The sequence below is a fragment of the Psychrobacillus sp. FSL K6-4615 genome (assembly GCF_038008225.1).
Taxonomy (GTDB): Bacteria; Bacillota; Bacilli; order Bacillales_A; family Planococcaceae; genus Psychrobacillus; species Psychrobacillus psychrotolerans.
On the sequence record NZ_JBBOYQ010000001.1, the window covers coordinates 997,548 to 1,020,478 of the forward strand.

Annotated in this window: 22 protein-coding genes; 15 read left to right on the plus strand and 7 right to left on the minus strand. The window is 36.6% G+C overall.

Translation table 11 applies throughout. The annotated features are described in order from the left end of the window. The first annotated feature begins 8 nt into the window (after positions 1–8). From MKX53_RS04630 to MKX53_RS04650, 5 genes are all read left to right on the plus strand, one after another. A complete protein-coding gene (locus tag MKX53_RS04630; RefSeq protein WP_340909520.1) occupies positions 9–1,172 on the plus strand; it encodes a DUF418 domain-containing protein in 1,164 nt (387 codons plus the stop codon). Between the two features lie 77 nt (positions 1,173–1,249). Next, positions 1,250–2,146, plus strand: coding sequence for a fumarylacetoacetate hydrolase family protein (locus MKX53_RS04635; RefSeq protein ID WP_093537329.1), 897 nt, complete (start codon positions 1,250–1,252; stop codon positions 2,144–2,146). Positions 2,147–2,200: 54 nt separating this feature from the next. Further along, positions 2,201–2,563, plus strand: a complete 363-nt coding sequence (locus MKX53_RS04640) for a YisL family protein (RefSeq protein WP_093537330.1) — start codon at positions 2,201–2,203, stop codon at positions 2,561–2,563. Positions 2,564–2,651: 88 nt separating this feature from the next. Beyond that, entirely contained in the window at positions 2,652–2,813 is a 162-nt protein-coding gene (locus tag MKX53_RS04645; RefSeq protein ID WP_175496271.1) for a hypothetical protein, read from the plus strand. Positions 2,814–3,081: 268 nt separating this feature from the next. Next, on the plus strand, positions 3,082–4,527 hold the full coding sequence (locus MKX53_RS04650) for an alpha-amylase family glycosyl hydrolase (RefSeq protein ID WP_340909523.1): 1,446 nt from the start codon (positions 3,082–3,084) through the stop codon (positions 4,525–4,527). Between the two features lie 60 nt (positions 4,528–4,587). On the opposite strand, the gene MKX53_RS04655 is transcribed toward MKX53_RS04650, so the two are convergent. From MKX53_RS04655 to MKX53_RS04665, 3 genes are all read right to left on the minus strand, one after another. Further along, positions 4,588–5,097 (minus strand): DUF3231 family protein, encoded by a 510-nt coding sequence (locus MKX53_RS04655; RefSeq protein ID WP_093537332.1) that lies wholly within the window; start codon positions 5,095–5,097, stop codon positions 4,588–4,590. A 125-nt stretch (positions 5,098–5,222) separates the two neighbouring features. Continuing rightward, a complete protein-coding gene (locus MKX53_RS04660; protein WP_093537333.1) occupies positions 5,223–6,074 on the minus strand; it encodes a DegV family protein in 852 nt (283 codons plus the stop codon). A gap of 163 nt (positions 6,075–6,237) precedes the next feature. After that, positions 6,238–7,050, minus strand: coding sequence for a Cof-type HAD-IIB family hydrolase (locus MKX53_RS04665; RefSeq protein WP_093537334.1), 813 nt, complete (start codon positions 7,048–7,050; stop codon positions 6,238–6,240). A 132-nt stretch (positions 7,051–7,182) separates the two neighbouring features. Here MKX53_RS04665 and MKX53_RS04670 point away from each other — a divergent pair, with 132 nt between their 5' ends. Together MKX53_RS04670 and MKX53_RS04675 are read left to right on the plus strand one after the other, a co-directional pair. Further along, on the plus strand, positions 7,183–7,941 hold the full coding sequence (locus tag MKX53_RS04670; RefSeq protein WP_340761758.1) for a prolyl oligopeptidase family serine peptidase: 759 nt from the start codon (positions 7,183–7,185) through the stop codon (positions 7,939–7,941). 66 nt (positions 7,942–8,007) lie between these two features. Then, positions 8,008–8,328, plus strand: a complete 321-nt coding sequence (locus tag MKX53_RS04675) for a metal-sulfur cluster assembly factor (RefSeq protein ID WP_093537336.1) — start codon at positions 8,008–8,010, stop codon at positions 8,326–8,328. Between the two features lie 146 nt (positions 8,329–8,474). Here the strand turns inward: MKX53_RS04675 and MKX53_RS04680 are convergent, their stop codons facing one another. Then, positions 8,475–9,170, minus strand: coding sequence for a Crp/Fnr family transcriptional regulator (locus tag MKX53_RS04680; RefSeq protein WP_340909526.1), 696 nt, complete (start codon positions 9,168–9,170; stop codon positions 8,475–8,477). Positions 9,171–9,354: 184 nt separating this feature from the next. On the opposite strand from MKX53_RS04680, the gene MKX53_RS04685 reads away from it, so the two are divergent. Then, positions 9,355–11,496 (plus strand): ATP-dependent Clp protease ATP-binding subunit, encoded by a 2,142-nt coding sequence (locus MKX53_RS04685; RefSeq protein ID WP_340909528.1) that lies wholly within the window; start codon positions 9,355–9,357, stop codon positions 11,494–11,496. Between the two features lie 90 nt (positions 11,497–11,586). Here the strand turns inward: MKX53_RS04685 and MKX53_RS04690 are convergent, their stop codons facing one another. Next, entirely contained in the window at positions 11,587–12,795 is a 1,209-nt protein-coding gene (locus MKX53_RS04690) for an ISL3 family transposase (RefSeq protein WP_340908222.1), read from the minus strand. A gap of 147 nt (positions 12,796–12,942) precedes the next feature. Continuing rightward, a complete protein-coding gene (locus tag MKX53_RS04695) occupies positions 12,943–13,131 on the minus strand; it encodes a YjzD family protein (protein WP_340761764.1) in 189 nt (62 codons plus the stop codon). A 164-nt stretch (positions 13,132–13,295) separates the two neighbouring features. Between MKX53_RS04695 and MKX53_RS04700 the strand changes: the two genes are divergently transcribed. The 7 genes from MKX53_RS04700 to MKX53_RS04730 all read left to right on the plus strand — a co-directional run bounded on the left by MKX53_RS04700 (position 13,296) and on the right by MKX53_RS04730 (position 21,659). Then, positions 13,296–14,231, plus strand: a complete 936-nt coding sequence (locus MKX53_RS04700; protein ID WP_340761765.1) for a beta-ketoacyl-ACP synthase III — start codon at positions 13,296–13,298, stop codon at positions 14,229–14,231. Between the two features lie 28 nt (positions 14,232–14,259). Continuing rightward, entirely contained in the window at positions 14,260–15,495 is a 1,236-nt protein-coding gene (fabF, locus tag MKX53_RS04705) for a beta-ketoacyl-ACP synthase II (RefSeq protein ID WP_340909529.1), read from the plus strand. Positions 15,496–15,893: 398 nt separating this feature from the next. Continuing rightward, the gene (locus tag MKX53_RS04710) at positions 15,894–16,910 is read left to right on the plus strand and encodes an ABC transporter ATP-binding protein (RefSeq protein WP_445678259.1); all 1,017 of its coding nucleotides are present in this window, start codon (positions 15,894–15,896) and stop codon (positions 16,908–16,910) included. Further along, positions 16,907–17,854, plus strand: a complete 948-nt coding sequence (locus MKX53_RS04715) for an ATP-binding cassette domain-containing protein (RefSeq protein WP_093535613.1) — start codon at positions 16,907–16,909, stop codon at positions 17,852–17,854. The genes MKX53_RS04710 and MKX53_RS04715 overlap by 4 nt, the downstream gene beginning before the upstream one ends. Position 17,855: 1 nt before the next feature. Continuing rightward, positions 17,856–18,818: an oligopeptide ABC transporter permease gene (gene opp4B / locus MKX53_RS04720; protein WP_093535611.1), complete on the plus strand. Its 963-nt coding sequence runs from the start codon at positions 17,856–17,858 to the stop codon at positions 18,816–18,818. Between the two features lie 28 nt (positions 18,819–18,846). Continuing rightward, positions 18,847–19,755: an ABC transporter permease gene (locus MKX53_RS04725; protein ID WP_093535609.1), complete on the plus strand. Its 909-nt coding sequence runs from the start codon at positions 18,847–18,849 to the stop codon at positions 19,753–19,755. Positions 19,756–19,817: 62 nt separating this feature from the next. Next, complete coding sequence (locus tag MKX53_RS04730; protein ID WP_340909531.1) at positions 19,818–21,659, plus strand: oligopeptide ABC transporter substrate-binding protein; 1,842 nt, start codon at positions 19,818–19,820, stop codon at positions 21,657–21,659. A 243-nt stretch (positions 21,660–21,902) separates the two neighbouring features. On the opposite strand, the gene trpS is transcribed toward MKX53_RS04730, so the two are convergent. Next, positions 21,903–22,895 (minus strand): tryptophan--tRNA ligase, encoded by a 993-nt coding sequence (trpS, locus tag MKX53_RS04735; protein ID WP_340761769.1) that lies wholly within the window; start codon positions 22,893–22,895, stop codon positions 21,903–21,905. Positions 22,896–22,931: the final 36 nt, after the last annotated feature.

A 22,931-nucleotide genomic window follows, 5' to 3' on the forward strand; every position in this document is an offset into this window, starting at 1 on the left:
AAAAAAGCTTGTCTATTAAACCAACAGGAGTCAATGAACGAATTATCTCGATAGATGTCATGAGAGGTTTTGCTCTACTCGGCATATTTGTCGTTAATATGCTATTTTTCCACTCTCCATATATTTATATAAATCCGTATACTTGGTTTCAAAACCCAAGTGATTATGAAACGTTTAAAATGATTGACATTTTTGTACAAGGAAGTGTATATCCACTGTTTTCCATGTTATTTGGTTACGGTTTGGCTATGCAATTTCGGAAGTCTACGGCTAACGGCGGTCCATTTGCCAAATTTGCCGTTCGCCGATTGACTGTATTGTTAATAATAGGATGTATTCATGCATTTCTTATTTGGGCCGGTGATATTTTGATAACTTATGCCCTAGCAGGATTTGTTTTAATACTGATGATTAGATTAAAGCCAATTTGGTTACTACTCATTAGTATCTTCTTATTCTTAATACCAAATGGATTACTTTATGGTTTAGTTTATTTAGGATCTTTTTTAGAGCCAAATGCCACGATTATTTATACTGGCATTCAGGAAATTGAAGCTTCTATTGTTGCATATGGCCAAGGATCATGGGGCGATATTTTCTCTCAACGCTTAGCAGACTGGTTATATATGAGTGGAAATGGACTAATCGTCATTTCGATGCTATTTACTATCGTTCCCTTCCTACTACTAGGTGCAGCAGCAGCAAAATGGAAGCTTATAGAAAGAGCAAGAGAATTAAAAGTATATTGGATGATTACAGTGTTAGTAATGTTAATAGTCGGTACTGTTATTAAATGGCTTCCATATTTACTAGAAGCAAACTTATTTACTATGGGTATTCAAGATACTTTTGGAGGACCACTTCAAGCAATAGCCTACGCAGGTATAATTGCATTAGTTTGCTCGATTCCTTTCGCAGCAAAAATATTTTCACCAATTTCGAAGGTTGGTAGAATGTCGATGACGACCTATTTAATGCAATCTATTATTGCGACTACTATTTTTTATGCTTATGGATTCGGATTATACGGGAAAATTGATTTAAGCACAGGAACGTGGATGGCTATAGGGATTTATGCTTTTCAAGTAGTCTTTGCAGAGATTTGGTTTACGAAATTTAAGCAAGGTCCGGTAGAAATGTTATGGAGAAAACTGACTTATTCGAATAATTAGTCGAAAATAGATGAAAATGAAGTTAATTTGTAATAGACTAAGAGATAGATTAAAACTTTTAAGGGAGTGTCCATCAAATGAAACTGTTATCATACCGTTTAAACGACAAAATTTACTTCGGACCAAAAGTAAAAAAAGAAGAGGCAGTATGGGATGTATTACACATTCAGGAGACGCTCCAAGTATTACCCAAATTTCCCACTACTATTATAGATGGAGTAGGTTTAGGGATGGATTTTCTCGAACAAATCCGTAAATTAGTAGAAGCGGCATCAAAGGCTGAACAGCCAAATAACTTCAAACGTTCCTTTACAGAAATAGAGTGGCTTTCACCAATTCCAAGAACACCAAAAAATATTATGGCAATTGGTAAAAACTATGCAGATCATGCAAAAGAAATGGGTGGAACGGCAAGTCAATTTGTTGTATTTACGAAATCTCCCACTTCCATTGCAGCAGATGAGCAAACTCTATCATTACACGCAGATATTACAAATTCCTTCGACTACGAAGGCGAGCTAGCTATTGTAATCGGTAAACAAGGAAAAAATATTCCAGAAAAATTAGCTTATGATTATATATTCGGTTACACAATTGCCAATGACTTAACTGCGCGTGATCTACAAACGAAGCATCAGCAATATTTCTTAGGGAAAAGTCTTGAAGGGTCATGTCCTATGGGGCCTTATGTAGTAACGAAGGATGAGTTACCAAATCCACAGGAGCTAGTTGTTGTGACTAAGGTAAATGATGAGATTCGTCAAAATGGTAAAACTTCCGATATGGTGTTTTCAGTGGAACAAATTATTGCCGAGATTTCTAAGTCTGTTACCCTCGAGCCAGGTGATGTTATATTAACTGGAACACCGGCTGGGGTAGGCAAGGGATTTAATCCACCACGTTACTTAAAATCAGGAGATGTAGTAAAAATTTCTATTGAAGGAATAGGTACATTAGTGAACAAATTCGAGTAACATGGTACACTAAATAGGATAGTAGTAAACTACAAGTATATTGAGGTGGAAAAAATGGATTTTCTAGCAAGAACAGATTTACACATTACCACTTGGGTAGTCGCACTAATCCTATTTTTTGTAGCATTAGCGATTGCTAAACCTAAAGTAGTTCATATGATTTTACGTTTGTTCTACATCCTAATCATCATTTCTGGGGTTGCTTTGTTCATCAAGGGCATGGACTTTGGTGAAGGAATGCTTTACGGATTTAAGTTCCTAGCAGGCATATTAGTAATTGGAATGATGGAAATGACTTTAGTGAAAAAGGCAAAAGGGAAACCGTACACAACTTTCTTAGTGTTAGTATTTGTTTTCTTCTTGATCGCACTTTTCCTTGGGTTCAAATTACCAATGGGTATCAACTTTTTAGCATAGGTTTTGGGAAGCTTTCACTTAGTGAAAGCTTCTTTTCATTTTATTGATATTGTGCTATTTTGAGAGAATAAGAGAGGGGGAGCTTTAGGTGGGAATAACATTGCTAATATTAGTCATTGTTCTAATGCTTGTTTTTGTAGGTGCGTCAGTTGTCATTGCAAATCTACAAAAAAACAATACTGATTCTCCTGGTGAACTCCAATCACATATCCTTCAAGAATTTCATAAAATCGAGAAACCACCAGAGTGATTGGTGGTTTTGTTTTTTATAAAAGTGTACTGCGGACAAGGGAATTGGAAAAAGGAACAGATGGTGTTTTCAGCCTAGCAACATCTCAAAAAGTCACTCGGTAGTCGTAATGTAAAACATTGTTATAAAGCACTAGAAATACTTTTAGTATAGCTGTCACAGTTTGGACGAAATATAATAGATATTTAATGCTTTAATGGCGAAACAATAGCGATTAAAACAGAGCTTTGTTAAAATGAAATGTATATGCGTCAAAGGAGGATTTACCTTGAAGTTTACAAAATGGATTATAACTGGATTGCTGATGAGTAGTCTTTGCCTTACAACAACTCAGGTGAGCAATGCAGAAACGAATAACTCTATACATAACGAAAGTATTTATGATCTATATGTAGATCGTTACTTCAATAAATTAGGAACGAATGATTATGAGGTCAATCCCAAAGATCCCAATGCATTCGCAGGTGGGGACTTTCTAGGTGTTTTAGAAAAGATGACACATATTAAAGATATGGGTTTCACTACAATCTCTATTGGTCCTGTTTTTTCTACTGAATCTTATGATGGAAAGCGAATCTTGGACTTTGAAGAACTAGAGAGACACTTTGGGACAACGGAAGAATTTAACGAGTTATTAGATGAATCACACAAAAAAGATATAAAGATTATGGTTGAATTTCCTCTAAATAACTTTAGCGACCAACATATTTGGTCAACCGACAACAAAAAGAGTGATTGGGTACTATCAACAGAAAATGGTCAGATGCAATTGGATTTGACTAATAATGATGTACAACAGGCTCTTATTGATACCATCATAAAATTTGCAGAAACCTACAAAATTGATGGAGTTAAATTGTCAGAGTTGGAGGGAGCGCCAACTGCATTTATTAATGACTTAATCGCTGCAGTAAAAGAAGTTCGTGATCCTATGTATGTCATCGCACTCGAAGAGTCAGAAGCGAATTTTGACTTGGACTATTCAGAACAGCAAATGATAGATTTCCGGGATACTTTCAAAAATACAGATTTACCTTCAGAGTCTATTTCTTCTACAAATGAAGATAGCCTTGTAATGGTGGATAATTTGTTAACAGAGAGAATTACGTATCATAGTGCAGTGGAAAATATGTTCCCGCCTACTCGCATTAAGATGGCAATCGGTACAATTCTTACATTACCGGGAGTGCCGTATATGACATATGGTACGGAAATAGCGATGAATGGTCAAAAACCACAAGATAGCCACCAAATCATGAATTTCCGGGTAGATGAAGAGTTAATTGAATACTTAAAGGATATGGCCTCCATTCGCACAAAGTCTGAAGCAATGCGAACTGGTAAAATGGAATTATTAGAAAACAAAGATGGTTATGCAGTATACAAACGTTCTTCGGATGAAGAAACATTTTATGTGGTAGTGAATAATACAAGTGAGACCAAAAGAATAGATCTTTCTAGTGATGAAATCGGTGAAGATAAAGAACTGCTTGGTTTATTTGAATCGGATATAGTCCGTGCTACCGATGATGGTTCTTACCGTTTAGTATTAGATAGAGAGATTGTCGAAGTATATCAAGTTAAAGATGATACAGGACTAAATAGTGCTTATATCTCTGCAATGGTCATTGCTTATCTACTGTTTATGTTATTTTTGATCATTGTTTGGCGTAAAGGGAAACAACGCCGAGTAGATGAAGAAAAAAGTAAATAACTAAAAAAACTGTCCACCTGTATTTACGGGTGAACAGTTTTTTTGTGGGACTGCGAAAAACTATTTTTTACTAGGGAAATTATGAAGAGGTGGAGATACCAACCACCCTTTACTTTTGTTTAAGCGTAGAATTTTTGCACCAATTTGAGTTTTAGCTATATGAAATTGTCCGTAAAGCATAGCAATATCTTCGCGGATACTTTCACCCATTACTTTGCTACATGCTACTAGTCCAGCAGCTGAATCCATGGCTAATGCCGCTCCAATTTCAGGGTCATTAAATCGTGCACCAACCGGAATATCTTCAAGTCGAGCATCTGCGCGAGCAGGGGGTGCAGGTGGTAAACCAACGGAATTTACTTTTAATATCTTCTCAATTTGTTTATTTTCTTCTTCCATAGCTTTATAGCACTCTTCTATCAACTGTTTTAGTTCATCATCACCTGCATGATTATAAAAAGTTTGATATGCGGCGATTAACCCGTTATTAATTACTAAGTTTGACCACAGAGCATATACTTCACCGTAATGTAAAGGTTCTTCTTTTGGATTACCACTCAAAATTCCCATTTGTCTCACTCCTAGTTTATATTTTCACAGAATTTCTCCATGTAAATGGTAGTATGTGAAGTAAATGAGAAAGTATTCTCCAAAAAAAATAAGATCTACATAAACTATAGATCTTACTTTACCTTTTATGGTCGTTTATTTAAGAAAAACAGTCCCATTGTTCCTGGACCAACGTGCGCACCAATAGTTGAACCGATGGAATATATTTCAATATTCTTCGGATTGAATCTTTCTACAATCATTTGCTTTAAATCTAGTACTGTCGCTTCATCATCACTATGACAAAGAGCGATTGTCTGTTCACTTATAGTATCTCCTCGTTCATCCATCATATCAAGCATACGCTTCAACACTTTTTTACGTCCACGAATTTTCTCTAAAGGCACGAGTTTGCCTTCTTCTACGTGGAGCAGTGGTTTAATATTAAGTAACCCTCCAACAAATGCGCTCGCTTTAGAAACTCTCCCACCACGTGCTAAATAATCTAAATCCTCCACGGTAAATAAATGTTCCATATGCTCGGCATGAAAATGTGCTTTTTCAATAATTTGAGCCGCATCCATTCCTTCATCACGCAGTCTAACTACTTCTTTAACGACCAAACCATATCCTAGTGATGCACATTGAGTATCGATAATCGTCAGTTTTAAATCTGGATACGTTTCTAATAATTGCTCCCGCATCATCATAGCTGTGCTGTAGGTTCCGGAAAGAGCCGATGAAAATGCAATATATAATCCTTCTTCTCCTGACTTTGCAAGATCTTCAAATAAGCGCAAAAATAATTCAGGTGAAACTTGTGAAGTTTTTGGATGCTTCCCTGCACGTATTGCAGCATAAACTTCCGAAGAATCAATACTAATAATATCCTCGTATTCATCTTCCTCAATATGAACTCTAAGTGGTGCTAAAAGAACGTTATTTTCTTCAAAAAAACTCTTAGGTAAATCTGAAGCACTATCAGCAAATATTCTCATTTCCCATCCTCCTGTAACTCTATTTATTTGAGTTAATTTCATAATTACTTGTTTCAAATATAATATAACTTTTGCATGGTAACATATTTATAATCATTTTTAGAAATTGTTGATTTTGGTTGTTGAGGGTAAAGCGTCCGTCTGGAGTGAAAAACAGCAGAATCTATTTAGTTAAGTTTAATCTTTCTATTAGGAATTCTGCAATACCATCTTCATTATTCGTTAAAGTTACTTCATTGGCGATGGATTGAAGAGGACTAATTGCATTACCCATAGCTACACCAACACCAGCATATTCTATCATTTCTAAATCATTATCTTCATCACCAAACGCAATAATACGTTCCTTTGGTATATTTAAGAACTTGGATACTTGGGAGAGTCCAACCGCCTTATTTAAACCATGGCGTACAATTTCAATAACATCCCAAGGTGCACCCCATCGACGATGATCAATTACTTCCGCGTGAACATCTCTTAAATGCTGGCGTACTAAATCGACCGAGTCTTCTTCTGCGTGGATTAGTAAACTAGTTGGGTCTGTTTTCAAAAGGCTACGTAAATCTCCGGTAGTTACCTGTGGATTCCCTAATGAAAATGCTGAGAGTATTTTTTCATCGTGATAATGTAAATATACATCATCTAATACCTCCGCGAGCATATTTTTGATGGAATAACCTTCTACCGCTTCAACTACTTGTTTGACAACCTTTAAATCTATCGGTGTATGTACAGTTTTCCATGAGGATCTTCCAGGATGATGAACAAATGCTCCGTTAAAGTTAACAATTGGTGTACTCAAACCGAGCTCTTTATAATACATTTCACTGGATCTATAAGGTCTACCAGTGGCAATCATTACTTCATGTCCCTCATTTTTTGCCTGCTGAAGTATATTTTTAGTTTTTGTTGAAATTACTTTTTCATCGGTCAATAAAGTACCATCTAAATCTAACACGATTAAATGTGGTTTCATTAAAAAAAACTCCCTTCTATCTTACTTTAAAGTGTATCGTTTTCAATGAATAACGTCAAAATGTAAAATCAGCCTCTTTGAACTCTTAAGATTACTTTGGTAGAATAATGAAAGAAGAAAGGCGGGATAGCAATGATAGTTACTACCGAGGCATGGGGAAACATTCCGTTATTACATATTTTTAAAGAAGAAACAAAAAAGGATGCTCCAATTGTCATCTTTTTACACGGATTTGAAAGTGGAAAAGAGCATAACCTACATTACGCTTACCAGCTTGTACAACAAGGCTGTCGCGTCATTTTACCAGATGCACATCTACATGGAGAACGAGATGAAAAATTAGATGAAGTAGAAATAAGTCTTCGTTTTTGGGAAATTGTTTTAACTTCTATCGAAGAAGTTGGGCATATTAAGCTTGAGTTAGAAAAACGTGGCTATTTCACAGGTCAAAAAATTGGTATAGGTGGAACGTCAATGGGCGGTATTACTACTCTAGGCTGTTTAACAGTCTATCCATGGATTGACGCTGCTGCTATTATGATGGGTACGCCTGGTTATGTAGAACTTGCAAAAGGACAAATTGCTTCCGTTGAACAAAAAGGATTCAAAGTACCATTGAATGCGGTTGAACGAAAAAATATGTTCGACACATTAGCTACTTTTGACGCATCAAACTATCCTGATAATCTTATTGAAACGCCATTATTCTTCTGGCATGGAGAAAAGGATCCTGTAGTACCATATGAACCAACTGCCCAATTTATCGCTTCGCTTAGAAAGCGATATGATAAAAAGAATATAGTCTTGATGAACGAGAAGTCAGCGGGACATGCAGTATCACGAAAAGGATTGCTAGCTTCTATGCAGTGGCTTGCGGATAGTTTGGCATAAACTGTTGAGTTTGATATGATTGATATATAGCCTGTTAAGCGGGATAAAATAGAGGAGGTTTTCAATATGAGTCAAGATGAAGAACAAGACATGAAGGATAGTATGATGGCCGCTCTGGAAAATGTTATCGACCCTGAACTAGGCATAGATATTGTCAATTTAGGTTTAGTATATGATGTGCAATTAGCAGATGAAGATATTGCAAAAGTTACCATGACATTAACATCAATCGGTTGTCCAATGGGTCCACAGATTGTAGATCAAGTAAAAACAGCACTTAGTGAACTACCTGAAGTAAAAGGAACAGATGTGAATGTTGTCTTCAATCCACCATGGTCAAAAGACAATATGTCCCGCTACGCTAAAATAGCACTAGGAATTAGGTAATAAAATACATCGAGTAAAAAGTCGAATCATAGTAGATTCGACTTTTTATTATTAAGCTCCACAATAGTGCCCTGAGTTAAACACGATTCCACCTAAGTTTCACCTTCCAAAATCCAAACAAAAAAGCCGCTGAATTAGCTCAGCAGCTAGTCAATTCGACAAATATGCAATGGACAGTTATCACACTCAACTTCTGTGCGTAAAAAAGGTAGATTATGAATTGTAATCATACCATTATCTAACGATAAAACCCTTTTTTTCTTTAAGTCATTTAAAATTCGATTTACAACTTCTCTGCTAGTAGCACAAAAGTTGGCCAATTCTTGATTGGTCAATGCGCGATCTATTAGTATACCACCATCCTCTTGTTTTACCCCATACGTATTTGTTAATCGTATTAATGTGGACAATAACGCACCTTTTTTCCCATGGAGCAATAAATCTCTTAAGCGAGTTTCGTTTTTTAAATTATGCACTTGTAGGATTTGAAGCCATTCTTTCATAAGGGTAGAATCATCCGATAAGTATTTTTCCAATGTAGAACGAGATAATACTAATAAGTGGGTAGGTTCTATTGCATTTGCCGAAACGGAATGATACAAAACTTCGCAAAAAATAGAAGTTTCTCCTATAATCGTATTATTTCCAGTAATTCTCAAAGTTAATATTTTTCCGCTTTCTGTATCCTTACTTATGCGAATGGTACCAGTTTTTACAAGAAAAACATCTTCTGATCTTTCACCTTCTAAAAAAATGGATTGATCTTTATCTATTTTTAAGTTGGCTCCATATTGTTCGAATAGTGCATGTATACCTTGTGAATTGGAACTTTGTTCATTCATAATTATTACTTCCTTTCCGATATTCACATTTGTTTTCATATGTGCACTTTCATATATAATAGCATATTTAGGTAATTTACTTAACCAAATATCATGCCATATTTCTTTACAAAGGTTATAGGGAAAACGTATACTTATATTAGTCAAAGAAGGTCAAACTATTTCGTGAGGAGAGGTTTGTAAAATGCAAATGAAACAGCAAGATGAAAAAAGTCCTTTAGAAACGTACGGTAGAAATCTAGTAAATGCAGTCAAAGAGGGGAAAATGGATCCTGTTATTGGGCGTGATCAGGAAATAAGGGATGTTATTCGAATCCTTTCGAGAAAAACGAAAAATAATCCTGTATTAATAGGCGAACCAGGGGTAGGTAAAACGGCCATTGTAGAAGGACTCGCCCAGCGAATTGTACGTAAGGATGTACCAGAAGGATTGAAAGAGAAACAGATTTTTGAGCTTGATATGAGTTCGTTAATCGCTGGTGCAAAATATCGCGGAGAATTTGAAGAACGCCTTCAAGCCGTTTTAAAACAAGTGAAAGATAGCGAAGGACAAATTATTTTATTCATCGATGAAATTCATACGATAGTTGGCGCAGGGAAATCAGATGGTGCAATGGATGCCGGTAATATGTTGAAACCAATGTTAGCGCGCGGGGAATTGCATTGTATTGGAGCTACAACACTCGATGAATATCGCATGTATATTGAGAAGGACCCAGCACTTGAAAGACGCTTCCAACAAGTAATGGTCAGAGAACCTTCTATAGAAGATACAGTTTCTATTTTACGCGGACTGAAAGAGCGCTATGAACTACATCATGGGGTGCGAATCCATGACCGAGCAATTGTAGCGGCGGCAGAGCTTTCAAATCGCTATATAACTGAACGTTTTTTGCCAGACAAAGCAATCGATTTAGTTGATGAGGCTTGCGCGATGATTCGGACAGAAATCGATTCAATGCCGCAGGAACTCGACGAAGTTACAAGAAAAATGATGCAGCTTCAAATTGAAGAACAAGCGTTAATGAAAGAAAAGGATGCCGCAAGTCAAAAAAGACTAGAGCAATTGCGTAAGGATTTAAAAGAATTAGAGACTTCAACAAGTGAAATGCGAACAAAATGGCAGCTAGAAAAAGAGGCTATTCAAGTAATTCAACAAAAACGAGAAGTACTGGATCTCTATCGCCGAGAATTAGAAGAGGCGGAAAATCAATACGATTTAAACTTAGCAGCAGAGCTTCGCCATGGTAAAATTCCCACACTAGAAAAAGAGCTTCAAGTGTATGAAAACCAAGTAAATGAAGATACAGAAACTCGTCTATTACGAGAAGAGGTAACAGCAGAGGAAATTGCCTCTATTGTTTCAAGATGGACTGGTATTCCTGTAACAAAGCTGGTAGAGGGAGAAAGAGAAAAGCTTTTACGCTTGAATGAAACATTAGGAGAGCGAGTAGTTGGACAAGATCAAGCTGTCCAGTTAGTGACAGAGGCGGTTTGGCGTGCAAGAGCAGGTATTAAAGATCCTCATAAACCAATTGGCTCTTTCTTATTTTTAGGACCTACGGGAGTTGGTAAAACGGAACTTGCTAAATCATTAGCGGCAAATTTATTTGACTCTGAGGAGCATTTTATACGTATTGATATGTCGGAATATATGGAAAAGCACAGTGTTTCTCGTTTGGTTGGAGCACCTCCAGGATATATCGGGTATGAAGAAGGTGGTCAATTAACAGAGGCTGTTCGTAGAAATCCGTATTCAGTCGTGTTGCTCGATGAAATAGAAAAAGCACATCCAGATGTCGCAAATATTTTATTGCAATTGATGGATGATGGACGAATAACAGATAGCCAAGGTAGAATAGTAAACTTTACAAATACAATTGTCATCTTAACTTCTAATATTGGCTCAGGGTACTTAGCAAATACAACTGGGGAAGTATCGGAACAAGATGAAAGCCTTGTGATGAGTGCATTACGTGAACATTTTAAACCAGAATTATTAAATCGCTTAGATGATATTATTATGTTCCATTCCTTAACCACGCATCATTTCATTAAGATTACAGAAAAATATGTGAAACAACTTCAAAGTCGTTTGCATGAGCAAGAAATTGAGTTGCAAGTAGATGATTCAGTGATACAGTGGATTGTTGAGGAAGGTACAGATGCAGCTTTTGGTGCAAGACCATTGAGACGATATATTCAACGTTACTTAGAAACGGCAGTAGCTAAACTGCTAATCGGTGGTACTGTTCTACCTGGCAGTAAGGTAGTTGCTAAAATGGAAGAAGATGAACTGAAAATCATGATGGAAAGTTACATGTAAGACCGGTAGTATTTCTCGTATATAACTATATTGCATATAAAAAAGGGTTCAACGTCAAATGTTGGGGTGGTGACATTTCCACTCCTCTCTTTAACCGAGATGAACTCCGATTTCTTTATACTTTATATTTAATAAAATCTTTGCGCGAAAGTGATCGAAGCGACGAAAACCATATGCGTTACGCTTCATCACTTTCGTTTTATTATTAATGCCCTCCAGAAAGCCATTCGAATAACCAAAACTAAAGCTATTTAAGATCTCAGTTTGCCAGTTTTTAAAGGTTCGAATAGCTTTTATAAAGGCTGGAATTTTACTGTCCTCTACCTTACGGTAAAAAGCTTCTAATTGTTTTTTTACTTCTACTAAATCCTTCGTTTCTTTTGCCCAATCAAACCATTTGCAGTATGCCTCTTTGAGTTCATGTGCCTGTTTCAATGTTTCAGACATGTTCGTATAACGAGCTAAATACCAAGCGTTGGTTTTTGTTAATTTCTCTTGTCTCTTGTACAAGACATGGCGCATTCTCTTACATTTCTTGCGGTCGTATTCATGCCACTCTTTTTGAACTTGACGACGAACTTCATCTAACGCCCAATAAATATATCGACAGTAGTGGAAGCGATCGGCCACAATCACTGGCTGGCCTAGGGCCTTTCTCACGGCTGCTTTAAAGCTCGGATTCATATCCATCACTACGATTTCTACATTGGCACCATGCTTCGAAAGATAGTCTTTTACCGTTTCTTTGCGGCGGTTAGGCAATATATCAATCGGTTCATGTGTTTCGGCATTGGCAATAATCAGCTGATATGTGCCTGCATCTGTATCTCCTTTATACTCATCAATCGCAATAGCTTTAGGTAAGCTAACTCCACTGATAAGCTCTGTTTTCGCAGCCTCTTTAAAACGACGCATCACCGTTGAACTCGAAGAACCAAGTACTTCGCCGGCTTCTTTGAAAGTTTTAGCCTTAATGGAACGTATACGTACGACTTGATTCCATTCTTTTGAGAAACGCTGATATTTATCCACGAAAGGGGATTTCTCCGAGAAGCGCTTCCCACATTTACATGCATAACGACGACGTTTATAAAAAAGTATTGTTAATCGCTCAAACCATTTTAAATGCTTAATCTTTTGAACCCGATAATCATGGACTTTGGACGTAAATTGATGACAGTTTGGACAGCTATGCGCTTTCTTTGGCAGTGAAACGTGAAGAGCAATTCTCTCACCTGTTTCCTCCACCTTTTGGATAGTTACATCTTTTAATCCTGGCATATTCATGGTAAAATTCATTTGCACGTAGCTCCTTTTCATACTTGTTTCTCGACAATTCAAGTATAAAAGAATCGGAAGTTACGTGCATTTTTTTATGCACAATTGTAGAAAAACCCCAACAAATATTATAGAACCTAAAAAAGCCTCCCGTGTGGGAAGGCTTTTTTAGTGATGTGCTTTAGCTGTTGGTTCCTCAGGAATGATAGCTGCGATAATTAGAACCATAATTGCAACTGGAATGGACATGATAATACCATTCATGAACACAAATTCAACGTTTTGCACGGAACTTACTACATAATTTAACATTGTAACTAAAACTACTGACCAAAATACTGTCATTATATATTGCATGTAATTTCACCTCAGGCGCTAATTTTATATATATATCATAACATAGCATAGCATATTACAAAAGAATATTTGGCAAAAGGAACTCTGTTGTTGAAAAATGTACATATATTCGTTATTATTAATACCAGGTACTAATAATAGATTATAAGAAAAGAGGAACTTTCATGAATGCGGGAATAATTGGTTTAGGAACATATTCACCTGAGCATGTTTTGACAAATGAAGACCTTGAGAAAAGAATGGATACATCTGATGAATGGATAAGAACAATGACTGGTATAGAAGAACGTAGAATTGCTGGAGAAGAAGAAAATACATCTCATATGGCTGTGAAAGCTGCAAAAGAAGCTATAAAAGACGCAGGAATAACAGCTGATCAAATTGGATTGATACTTGTAGCGACGGTAACACCAGACCGTCCTTTTCCAAGTGTCTCAACAATGATACAGGAACAAATTGGCGCAACAAATGCTGCTGCAATGGACTTGTCGGCTGCTTGTGCAGGTTTTATGTATGGACTTGTTACAGCAAAGCAATTTGTGGAGTCTGATACATATTCCCACGTGCTTGTTGTGGGAGTAGAAAAACTCTCTAAAATTACTAATTGGGAAGATAGAAATACAGCAGTATTATTCGGAGATGGTGCTGGTGCTGCGGTAATTAGTAAAGTGTCAGAAGGACGAGGAATTTTATCTTTTGAACTCGGTGCTGATGGTAGTGGTGGGAAGCATTTATCACAAGAAGGTCCTCATCTTCACATGAATGGACGAGAAGTTTTTAAATTTGCAGTAAGACAAATGGGCGAATCTGCGATCAATGTAATAGAAAAAGCTGGTCTAAACAAAGAAGAAGTGGATATGCTCATTCCACATCAAGCCAATATCCGTATAATGGAATCGTCCAGAGAAAGACTAGGATTACCAATTGAAAAGATGTCTAAAACAATCCATAAATACGGTAATACATCTTCGGCTTCTATCCCATTGTCTTTATATGATGAAGTGATAAATGGCAAAGTAAAAGATGATGATATTATTGTGATGGTTGGCTTTGGTGGAGGATTAACTTGGGGTGCAATTGCATTAAAATGGGGAAAATAAGCGAACAATTTGGAAGGATGAATCTTACATGATGAAACGCAGAGTAGTAGTTACGGGTTTAGGAGCTGTTACACCACTAGGTAATAATATAGAAACAACTTGGTCGGGTATTAAAGAAGGAAAATCTGGTGTAGGTATGCTGACAAGATTAGATGCATCACAGTTTGCTGCTAAGGTTGCTGCTGAAGTAAAAGACTTTGATATAGAAAAATATATTGAAAGAAAAGAAGCACGAAAAATGGATCGCTTTACCCATTACGCATTAGCTGCTTCTATTATGGCTGTCGAAGATGCCAACCTGACAATAACAGAAGAAATTGGTCTTCGTACAGGAGTATGGATTGGTTCTGGTATAGGGGGAATGGAGACTTATGAAGCACAATTCCGTGTCTTTTTAGAGAAAGGAGCACGCCGAGTAAGTCCATTTTTTGTACCAATGATGATTCCAGATATGGCAGCAGGGCAAGTATCCATTCATTTTGGCGCGAAGGCTATTAATTCTTGTTCGGTAACAGCTTGTGCATCTGGCACAAACTCAATTGGAGATGCATTTAAGGTGATTGAACGTGGGGATGCAGACGTGATGATTACAGGCGGAGCAGAATCACCTATTACTCATATGTCTGTAGCAGGATTTGTATCAAATACTGCCCTTACGTTAAATACAGATCCTGAGAAAGCATCTCGTCCATTCGATGCAAATCGCGATGGATTTGTAATTGGAGAAGGCGCTGGGATTATTATTTTAGAGGAATATGAACATGCCGTTGCACGTGGAGCTAAAATTTATGCGGAAATTATCGGATATGGCTCAACTGGAGATGCACATCATATTACAGCACCAGCACCAGGAGGCGAAGGTGCAGCTCGTGCGATGAAACAAGCACTTGACGATGCTACAATTTCACCAGAACAAGTAGATTATATTAATGCGCATGGAACGAGTACACCATACAACGACCATTTTGAAACAATGGCAGTGAAAACTGTGTTTGGAGAACATGCATATAAACTTGCTATGAGTTCTACTAAGTCTATGACAGGCCACCTTTTAGGTGCTGCAGGTGGCGTTGAAGCAATCTTCACTGTATTAGCATTAAAAGAGGGAATATTGCCACCGACAATGAATTTAGACACTCCAGATCCAGAATGTGATTTAGACTATGTACCAAATGCTGCAAGAAAAGAAGACATCGAATATGCTATGAGTAATTCATTAGGTTTCGGTGGACATAATGCAAGTATTTTATTCAAAAAAATATAAAATTATTCTCTCAAAGCATTTCCAAGGTTTATTTGGAAATGCTTTTTTTGAATTCTATAATTCATCGCTTTAAAGTGTTGATTCGTCAGTGTTTTAATACACAAAACAACTTTTTTGTAAGAGAAAATGTTGAAATATGACGAATATATTAATATTCCAATAAAATAATTTAATTATTTATATATGCCTCAATCGTATGTTATAACTAGCTTTTTAGATTATTTAAATTTTCTCAAAGTATCCAATTAATCAAATATTGAAAAAATAATATTGCGATTGTAATAGAACTGTAATAGAATTTAACCAGAAGGTAATAATAAACAGAAAATTTAAACATTGAATGAGCAAGTAGACTTCTAAAATAATAGTTTAGTAGAGCGATTACTGAAAGGAGCAATATGTTGAACAACTTAGAACAGATTTTAACCATAAACGACTTACATACAGGTTTTCGCATAAAAGATACATATTACGATGCGGTTGATGGTGTATCTCTAACCTTAAGAAAAAATGAAATACTTGCAGTAGTGGGCGAGTCAGGTTGTGGGAAATCTACATTAGCCACTTCTATTATTGGACTATATGATCATAACAAGACACGAGTTCAAGGAGAAATTCTATATAATGGGGAAAACCTAACCCTGTTGAAAGAGGATAAGTTAAATGATGTCCGTGGAGAAGAGATAGGAATGATTTTCCAAGATCCGTTATCAGCTTTAAACCCATTAATGAGAATTGGTGAGCAGATTGAAGAAGGTCTTGTGTATCATACTAAAATGTCAAAACAAGAGCGCAATACGCGTGTATTAGAATTACTAAAACAAGTAGGAATCCCGAATCCAGATCGAATTGCTAAACAGTTTCCCCACCAACTTTCAGGCGGGATGAGACAACGTGTAATTATTGCAATTGCTATTTCTTGTAAACCAAATATTATTATTGCTGATGAACCGACAACTGCATTAGATGTTACAATTCAAGCTCAGATTCTGGATCTGTTGAAAGAACTTCAAAATGAAACAGGAGCAGGTATTGTATTAATCACACATGATTTAGGTGTAGTAGCTGAAACGGCTGACCGTGTTGTAGTTATGTATGCTGGGCAAATTATTGAAGAAGCACCTGTAGATGAGTTGTTTGCAAATCCTAGACATCCATATACACGTTCACTACTAAATTCTATTCCACAGATGAATAGTGAGAATGAAAAGCTACAAGTAATACAAGGAATGGTACCATCGTTAGTAAAATTACCAAGAGTAGGATGTAGATTTGCAGATCGTATCCCTTGGATTCCTGCTGAAGCACATGAAGAAAATCCGACATTGCATGAAGTATCTCCAGGTCATCTCGTTAGATGTACATGCTGGCAGCATTTTCACTTTGAAAGTGAAAAAGGAGGTAATCCCCTATGAGTTTCATGCAAATTAATGACCTAAAGGTGCATTACCCTATTCGTGGAGGATTTTTCAATACAGTTGTAGATAATGTGCACGCTGTAGATGGAATAAATCTTGAATTTGAAAAAGGGAAAGCATATGGACTAGTAGGAGAATCAGGTTGTGGAAAATCTACAACTGGCAAATCTATTATCGGTCTAGAGAAAATTACATCTGGAAACATTATTTATGAAGGCGTGGATGTTACAAACAAAGTAAGAAGTAGAAATTCCGCCTATAACCGTGATATCCAAATGATTTTCCAGGATGCACACTCTAGTTTGAATCCGCGAAAAAGAGTAGAGGATATCATCGCAGAACCTATTCGTAATTTCTTGAAACTTTCTCCTGGTGAAGAAAGAAAAAGAATAAATGAATTATTGGCGATTGTTGGGATGAGTGAGGAAGCAAGAATCAAATATCCCCATGAATTTTCAGGTGGACAAAAACAACGTATAGGTATAGCAAGAGCAATTGCAAGCAATCCTAAACTAATTATTGCTGATGAACCAGTATCGGCACTCGATTTATCCGTTCAGGCACAGGTTTTAAACTTCTTAAAAGATATTCAAGAGGAGTTTGGATTGAGTTTCTTATTTATATCCCACGATCTGGGAGTAGTTAAACATATGTGTGATAATATCTCGATTATGTATAAAGGACGTTTTGTAGAGTCTGGTAATCGAAATGATATTTATACAAATCCTCAACATATATATACGAAAAGATTACTGTCTGCAATACCGGAGGTAAATCCTACAAATCGTGAAGAGCGAAAGAATATCCGAAGAGCTGTAGAAGTAGATTATTTAACGAATCACCATAATTATTATGATGAGAATGGAAGAGTTTTTGATTTACAAACAATCTCCAATACACATCAAGTGGCAATGAGTGCTCAGAACAAAGGGGGCATGTAATATGTGGAAAACAATAATTAGGCGTATTCTCGTAATGATTCCACAATTATTTGTACTTAGTCTTTTAATATTTATTATGGCGAAGTTTATGCCTGGGGACCCTTTTACAGGATTAATCACTCCAGAAACAGATCCCGCTAGAGTAGAAGAACTTCGTATTAAAGCTGGTTTCTATGACCCATGGTATGTTCAATATGTGAACTGGATTGGGAATGCTTTTCAAGGAGACTTTGGACGTAGCTACACCTTTAACGTCCCTGTTGCTGATTTAATCGGAGAACGTGCGTTGAATACATTATGGTTATCTTTGTTAAGTGTATTTTTATTATATTTAATTGCCATTCCACTAGGAGTTATAGCTGGTAGATTCCATGACTCTCTCCTAGATAAAACGATTGTATTGTATAGCTTTATAGTTTTTGCCATACCAACATTTGTATTAGGATTGATCAATCTGTTCTTCTTCGGATATGAATTAGGTTGGTTCCCTACTAGTGGGACCGTAGATATTAAATACGAGTCTGGAACAGCTGGCTTTATATGGAGTAAGTTCTATCATATTTTATTACCAGCGATTACGTATGCCTTACTTGCGACTACTGGGATTATTCAGTACCTACGTTCCGAAATTATTGATTCTAAGTCGTTAGATTATGTACGGACTGCGAAAAGTAAAGGTATTCCGATCAATAAAGTGTATTCTCGTCATATATTACGTAACTCGTTGTTACCGATTGCAGCCTTTTTAGGGTTTACTATTACAGGACTTCTAACTGGATCTATCTTTATTGAAACTATTTTTGGATATCATGGTATGGGACAATTGTTCATTCACGCAATTAATGGGCGTGATTATAGTGTAATTACAGCACTTGTTATGCTTTTTGGATTCTTAACATTATTAGGAAGTCTATTATCCGATATCATCATGAGCATCGTTGACCCTCGAATTAGGATTGACTAAAAAATAATGGATAAGGAGAGTCCAAATAATGAAAAATACGGAAGCTATTGAAGCATCAAAAGAGATGAAAGTAAGCTCTCCCCCGACTGGTTTTCAAGTTATTGCGCGGGAGTTCATGAAAGATAAATTAGCAATGTTCTCATTAATATCGTTAATTGTAGTTATTGGAAGCATATATATATGGGCATGGCAAATTGACCAAACTCAGCTTATGCGAATAAGCTTGCGTGACAAGCTAGCAGAACCAGGTGAAAAATTCTGGTTAGGAGCCGATAAAGGCGGGCGGGATATCCTTGGCCAATTAGTAGTAGGTGCGCGTAACTCATTGACAATTGCAATATCAGTTACATTATTAACAGGCTTTATCGGTGTAGTCATTGGTTTAGTGACAGGCTATTTTGGAGGATGGATTGATAATATCTTTATGCGTATTATTGATTTCTTCATTACTATACCTTCTCTAATGATTATCATTGTATTTGTAACTATCGTACCAAAATATAATATTCTCATATTCATTTTAATAATGAGTGTATTCTTATGGGTAGGTACTGCGCGGGTTATTCGAAGTAAAGCTCTTTCTGAAAGTAGAAGAGACTATATAAATGCATCGAAAACATTAGGCACAGGTAATTTCGTTATTATTTTCAAAGAAATGATGCCGAATTTAAGCTCTCTATTAATCGTGGAGATGACACTAAATTTTGCCGGAAATGTCGGATTGGAAACTGGACTATCGTTTTTAGGTTTTGGTTTACCGCCGTCTACACCAAGTTTAGGAACACTTGTAAGCTATGCAACAGATCCATTCATCATGGAAAATGCCTGGTGGAACTGGTTGCCAGCAGCATTACTAATCTTATTACTTATGTTAGCGATCAATTATGTTGGTCAGGCAATTCGAAGATCTGCTGATGCACGTCAACGACTTGGTTAAAAATAGTTATTAGACGCTAGAGCGTTTGATATATAAAAAGAGAATAAAAAGGAGGAAAAAGAATGAATAAGAAACTTTTAGCTTTACTTGCATTACTTTTGACAATGATGCTAGTTCTTGCCGCGTGTAATTCAGATGAAGACACTTCAAAACCTGCTGATGAGCCGGATAAGACAGAAGACGGTGGAGAAAAGGAAGATGATGGTGCAGAGGAAAATGCTGAAGAGCCTGCCTCAGACGATTTATTCTCTGTAGTACTTGATAACGAAGGCGAAGCTATTAAAGGAGGAACTTTACAAGTTGCATTAGTAAATGATTCTCCATTCCAAGGTATCTTCTCTTATACTCTATATGAAGATGCTTATGATTCTGAAATTATGGCTTACTCAAGTAATGTACTATTTGACACTGATGGAGATTTCCTAATTTCTGATGGTGGCATTGCTACATTAGATGTTGACGAAGCTAGCAATAAAGCAACTATTAAGATTCAAGACGGAGTTAAATGGTCAGACGGAGAGCCACTTAAAATTGAGGATTTAATCCAACCTTACTTAATTATTGGCCATCCTGATTATGCAGGAGTTCGTTATGATTCAGACTTCCAAAATATCGTTGGTGCTGTAGAATATCATGATGGAAAAGCAGATACAATTTCAGGATTGAAAAAAGTGGATGAAACTACTTTAGAAATTTCATTCAACAAAGTTTCTCCAGCAATCTACTCAGGTGGAGATGGACTATGGTTTTATGCTGAACCAAGTCATATCGTAAAAGATATTCCTGTTGCTGAATTACTTGAAAGTGATGCTGTACGTAAAAACCCAGTTACTCTAGGGGCATTCAAATTCGACAAAATCGTTCCTGGTGAGACTGTACAATTTGTACGCAATGACAACTACTGGAAAGGTCAAGCAAAACTGGACGGCGTAGTGATCAAAACAGTTCCAACTGCATCAGCTGCGAAAGCATTAGAAACTGGTGAGTACGATTTAGCTCTTTCTTTCCCAACAAGCGCTTATGAAAATGTGAAAGATCTTGAAAATATTTCGCTTCTTGGTCGTCAAGAATTGTACTACTCTTATGTAGGATTCAAACTTGGGAAATATGACTATGATGCAAGTCTTGCAATTACAAATGAAGAAGAAGCAAAAATGGGTGACAAAGTATTACGTCAAGCAATGGGTTATGCTTTAGACATCGAGCAAGTTAATGAAGTATTTTACTTCGACTTACGTGAACGTGCTAACTCTCTAATTCCACCAGTATTTAAATCATTCCATGATGCATCTATTGAAGGATATAACTATGATCCAGAAAAAGCTAAAAAACTACTAGACGATGCTGGATATAAAGATACAGATGGCGATGGTCTACGTGAAGATCCAAAAGGAGAAAAACTTTCTATTAAATTAGCAGCTATGGCTGGTGATGAAACACAAGAACAAGTAATCTCTTACTATTTACAAAACTGGGGTGAGGTTGGTTTAGACGTACAATTAGCTACAGGTCGTCTAATTGAATTCAACACATTCTATGATAAAGTACAAGCGGATGATCCAGAAATCGATGTATTCATGGGCGCATGGGGTACAGGTACAAACCCATCTCCAGCAGGATTATACTCTAAAACAGCGGTATATAACTTCAGCCGTTACACATCTGAAGACCTTGAAGGATTGTTAACTGCAATCGATTCTCCTGAAGCAATTGATGGAGAATTCCGTGCTAAGAAGTTCCGTGAATGGCAAGAATATATGCAAGATGTTTCTGCTGTAATTCCTATGCAATTCCGTTATGAATTACTTCCAATCAATGATCGTGTTAAAAACTGGGACTTCGGTTATGATACTGATTTCGATTATATCGATATCGAACTAGTGGCTGATACTCCAGTTAAATAAATATTTTTTTAAAAAACCGCTCTTAAACGAAAGTTTAGGAGCGGTTTTTCATATGGTCTTATAAGGATGTGATACTAATAAGATTATTAATATTTTTAGTCAGTTATGGAATAGCAGTTATTAGCTGCTCACATTTAGTACTTTATTTGAACTTTTTATCGCTAGGCTACTCCTGGAGATCGGTCCTCATGTATATGATGGTGTCGACGGATTTTATACTTTTATGTGTGTCTATACTAGCAATTACTTTAGTCGTCTTCTTCCGAGACCCATTGCAGCTTCCATCTTAACTAAAGTTTCATTTGCAAGAGCCTGGGCTTTCTCTGCTCCTAAGTCTAGAATTTCATCCAGTTCAGTAGAATTGAGCAACTGCTCATATCTTTGTTGAATAGGGGTTAAATGCGCAATAATGACTTCAGCCACGGAAGCTTTGAAATCTCCATATCCCTTGCCTTCATATTTTTGTACAAGTGTTGGGATGGATACGTCTGTTAAAGCGGATTCAATTGTTAAGAGATTAGAAACTCCGGGTTTGTTTTCAGGATCGAAAGCAACGATACCTTCAGAATCTGTAACAGAGCTTTTAATTTTCTTTTCAATTTCCTTTGGGCTATCCAAAAGTCGTATCGTAGCTTTTAGATTGGAATCTGATTTACTCATTTTCTTCAGTGGGTCTTGTAAGGATTTAATACGAGCTCCATTTTTGGGTAATTGAATTTGCGGAACTGTCAATACTTCACCATATCGTTTGTTGAATCTTTCAGCTAAGTCTCTTGTTAACTCGACATGTTGAGTTTGATCATCACCGACAGGTACAATATCTGTTTGGTATAAAAGTATATCCGCTGCCATCAATGGTGGATAAGTTAACAATGCTGCTGAAACCGCATCTTTACCAGTAGATTTATCTTTGAATTGAGTCATTCTTTCCAATTCACCGATATACGAAATACATTGCATAATCCAGCCAGCTTGTGTGTGTGCAGGAACTTCAGACTGTATAAATAATGTGGATTTCTCCGGATCAATGCCGACAGCAATATATAATGCTGCTAATGAGCGAATATGATCACTTAGTTCTTTCGGGTCCTGCGCAATTGTAATAGCATGCTGATCTACAATACAAAACACACAATCATAATCATGTTGTAATGCAGTGAATTGTCGGAAGGCACCAATGTAATTCCCCAATGTGATAATTCCTGTTGGTTGTACGCCTGAAAAGATCTTCTTCATTTTTACTATCTCCTTTTGTATTGAAAAATAAAAAAA

Coding starts and splice junctions, on each gene's coding strand:
- MKX53_RS04635 (WP_093537329.1), top strand. CDS start 1,250: ATGAAACTGTTATCATACCGTTTAAACGACAAAATTTACTTCGGACCA.
- MKX53_RS04640 (WP_093537330.1), top strand. CDS start 2,201: ATGGATTTTCTAGCAAGAACAGATTTACACATTACCACTTGGGTAGTC.
- MKX53_RS04655 (WP_093537332.1), bottom strand. CDS start 5,097: ATGGGAATTTTGAGTGGTAATCCAAAAGAAGAACCTTTACATTACGGT.
- MKX53_RS04660 (WP_093537333.1), bottom strand. CDS start 6,074: ATGAGAATATTTGCTGATAGTGCTTCAGATTTACCTAAGAGTTTTTTT.
- MKX53_RS04665 (WP_093537334.1), bottom strand. CDS start 7,050: ATGAAACCACATTTAATCGTGTTAGATTTAGATGGTACTTTATTGACC.
- MKX53_RS04670 (WP_340761758.1), top strand. CDS start 7,183: ATGATAGTTACTACCGAGGCATGGGGAAACATTCCGTTATTACATATT.
- MKX53_RS04675 (WP_093537336.1), top strand. CDS start 8,008: ATGAGTCAAGATGAAGAACAAGACATGAAGGATAGTATGATGGCCGCT.
- MKX53_RS04680 (WP_340909526.1), bottom strand. CDS start 9,170: ATGAATGAACAAAGTTCCAATTCACAAGGTATACATGCACTATTCGAA.
- MKX53_RS04685 (WP_340909528.1), top strand. CDS start 9,355: ATGCAAATGAAACAGCAAGATGAAAAAAGTCCTTTAGAAACGTACGGT.
- MKX53_RS04690 (WP_340908222.1), bottom strand. CDS start 12,795: ATGAATTTTACCATGAATATGCCAGGATTAAAAGATGTAACTATCCAA.
- MKX53_RS04695 (WP_340761764.1), bottom strand. CDS start 13,131: ATGCAATATATAATGACAGTATTTTGGTCAGTAGTTTTAGTTACAATG.
- MKX53_RS04700 (WP_340761765.1), top strand. CDS start 13,296: ATGAATGCGGGAATAATTGGTTTAGGAACATATTCACCTGAGCATGTT.
- fabF (WP_340909529.1), top strand. CDS start 14,260: ATGATGAAACGCAGAGTAGTAGTTACGGGTTTAGGAGCTGTTACACCA.
- MKX53_RS04710 (WP_445678259.1), top strand. CDS start 15,894: ATGTTGAACAACTTAGAACAGATTTTAACCATAAACGACTTACATACA.
- MKX53_RS04715 (WP_093535613.1), top strand. CDS start 16,907: ATGAGTTTCATGCAAATTAATGACCTAAAGGTGCATTACCCTATTCGT.
- opp4B (WP_093535611.1), top strand. CDS start 17,856: ATGTGGAAAACAATAATTAGGCGTATTCTCGTAATGATTCCACAATTA.
- MKX53_RS04725 (WP_093535609.1), top strand. CDS start 18,847: ATGAAAAATACGGAAGCTATTGAAGCATCAAAAGAGATGAAAGTAAGC.
- MKX53_RS04730 (WP_340909531.1), top strand. CDS start 19,818: ATGAATAAGAAACTTTTAGCTTTACTTGCATTACTTTTGACAATGATG.
- trpS (WP_340761769.1), bottom strand. CDS start 22,895: ATGAAGAAGATCTTTTCAGGCGTACAACCAACAGGAATTATCACATTG.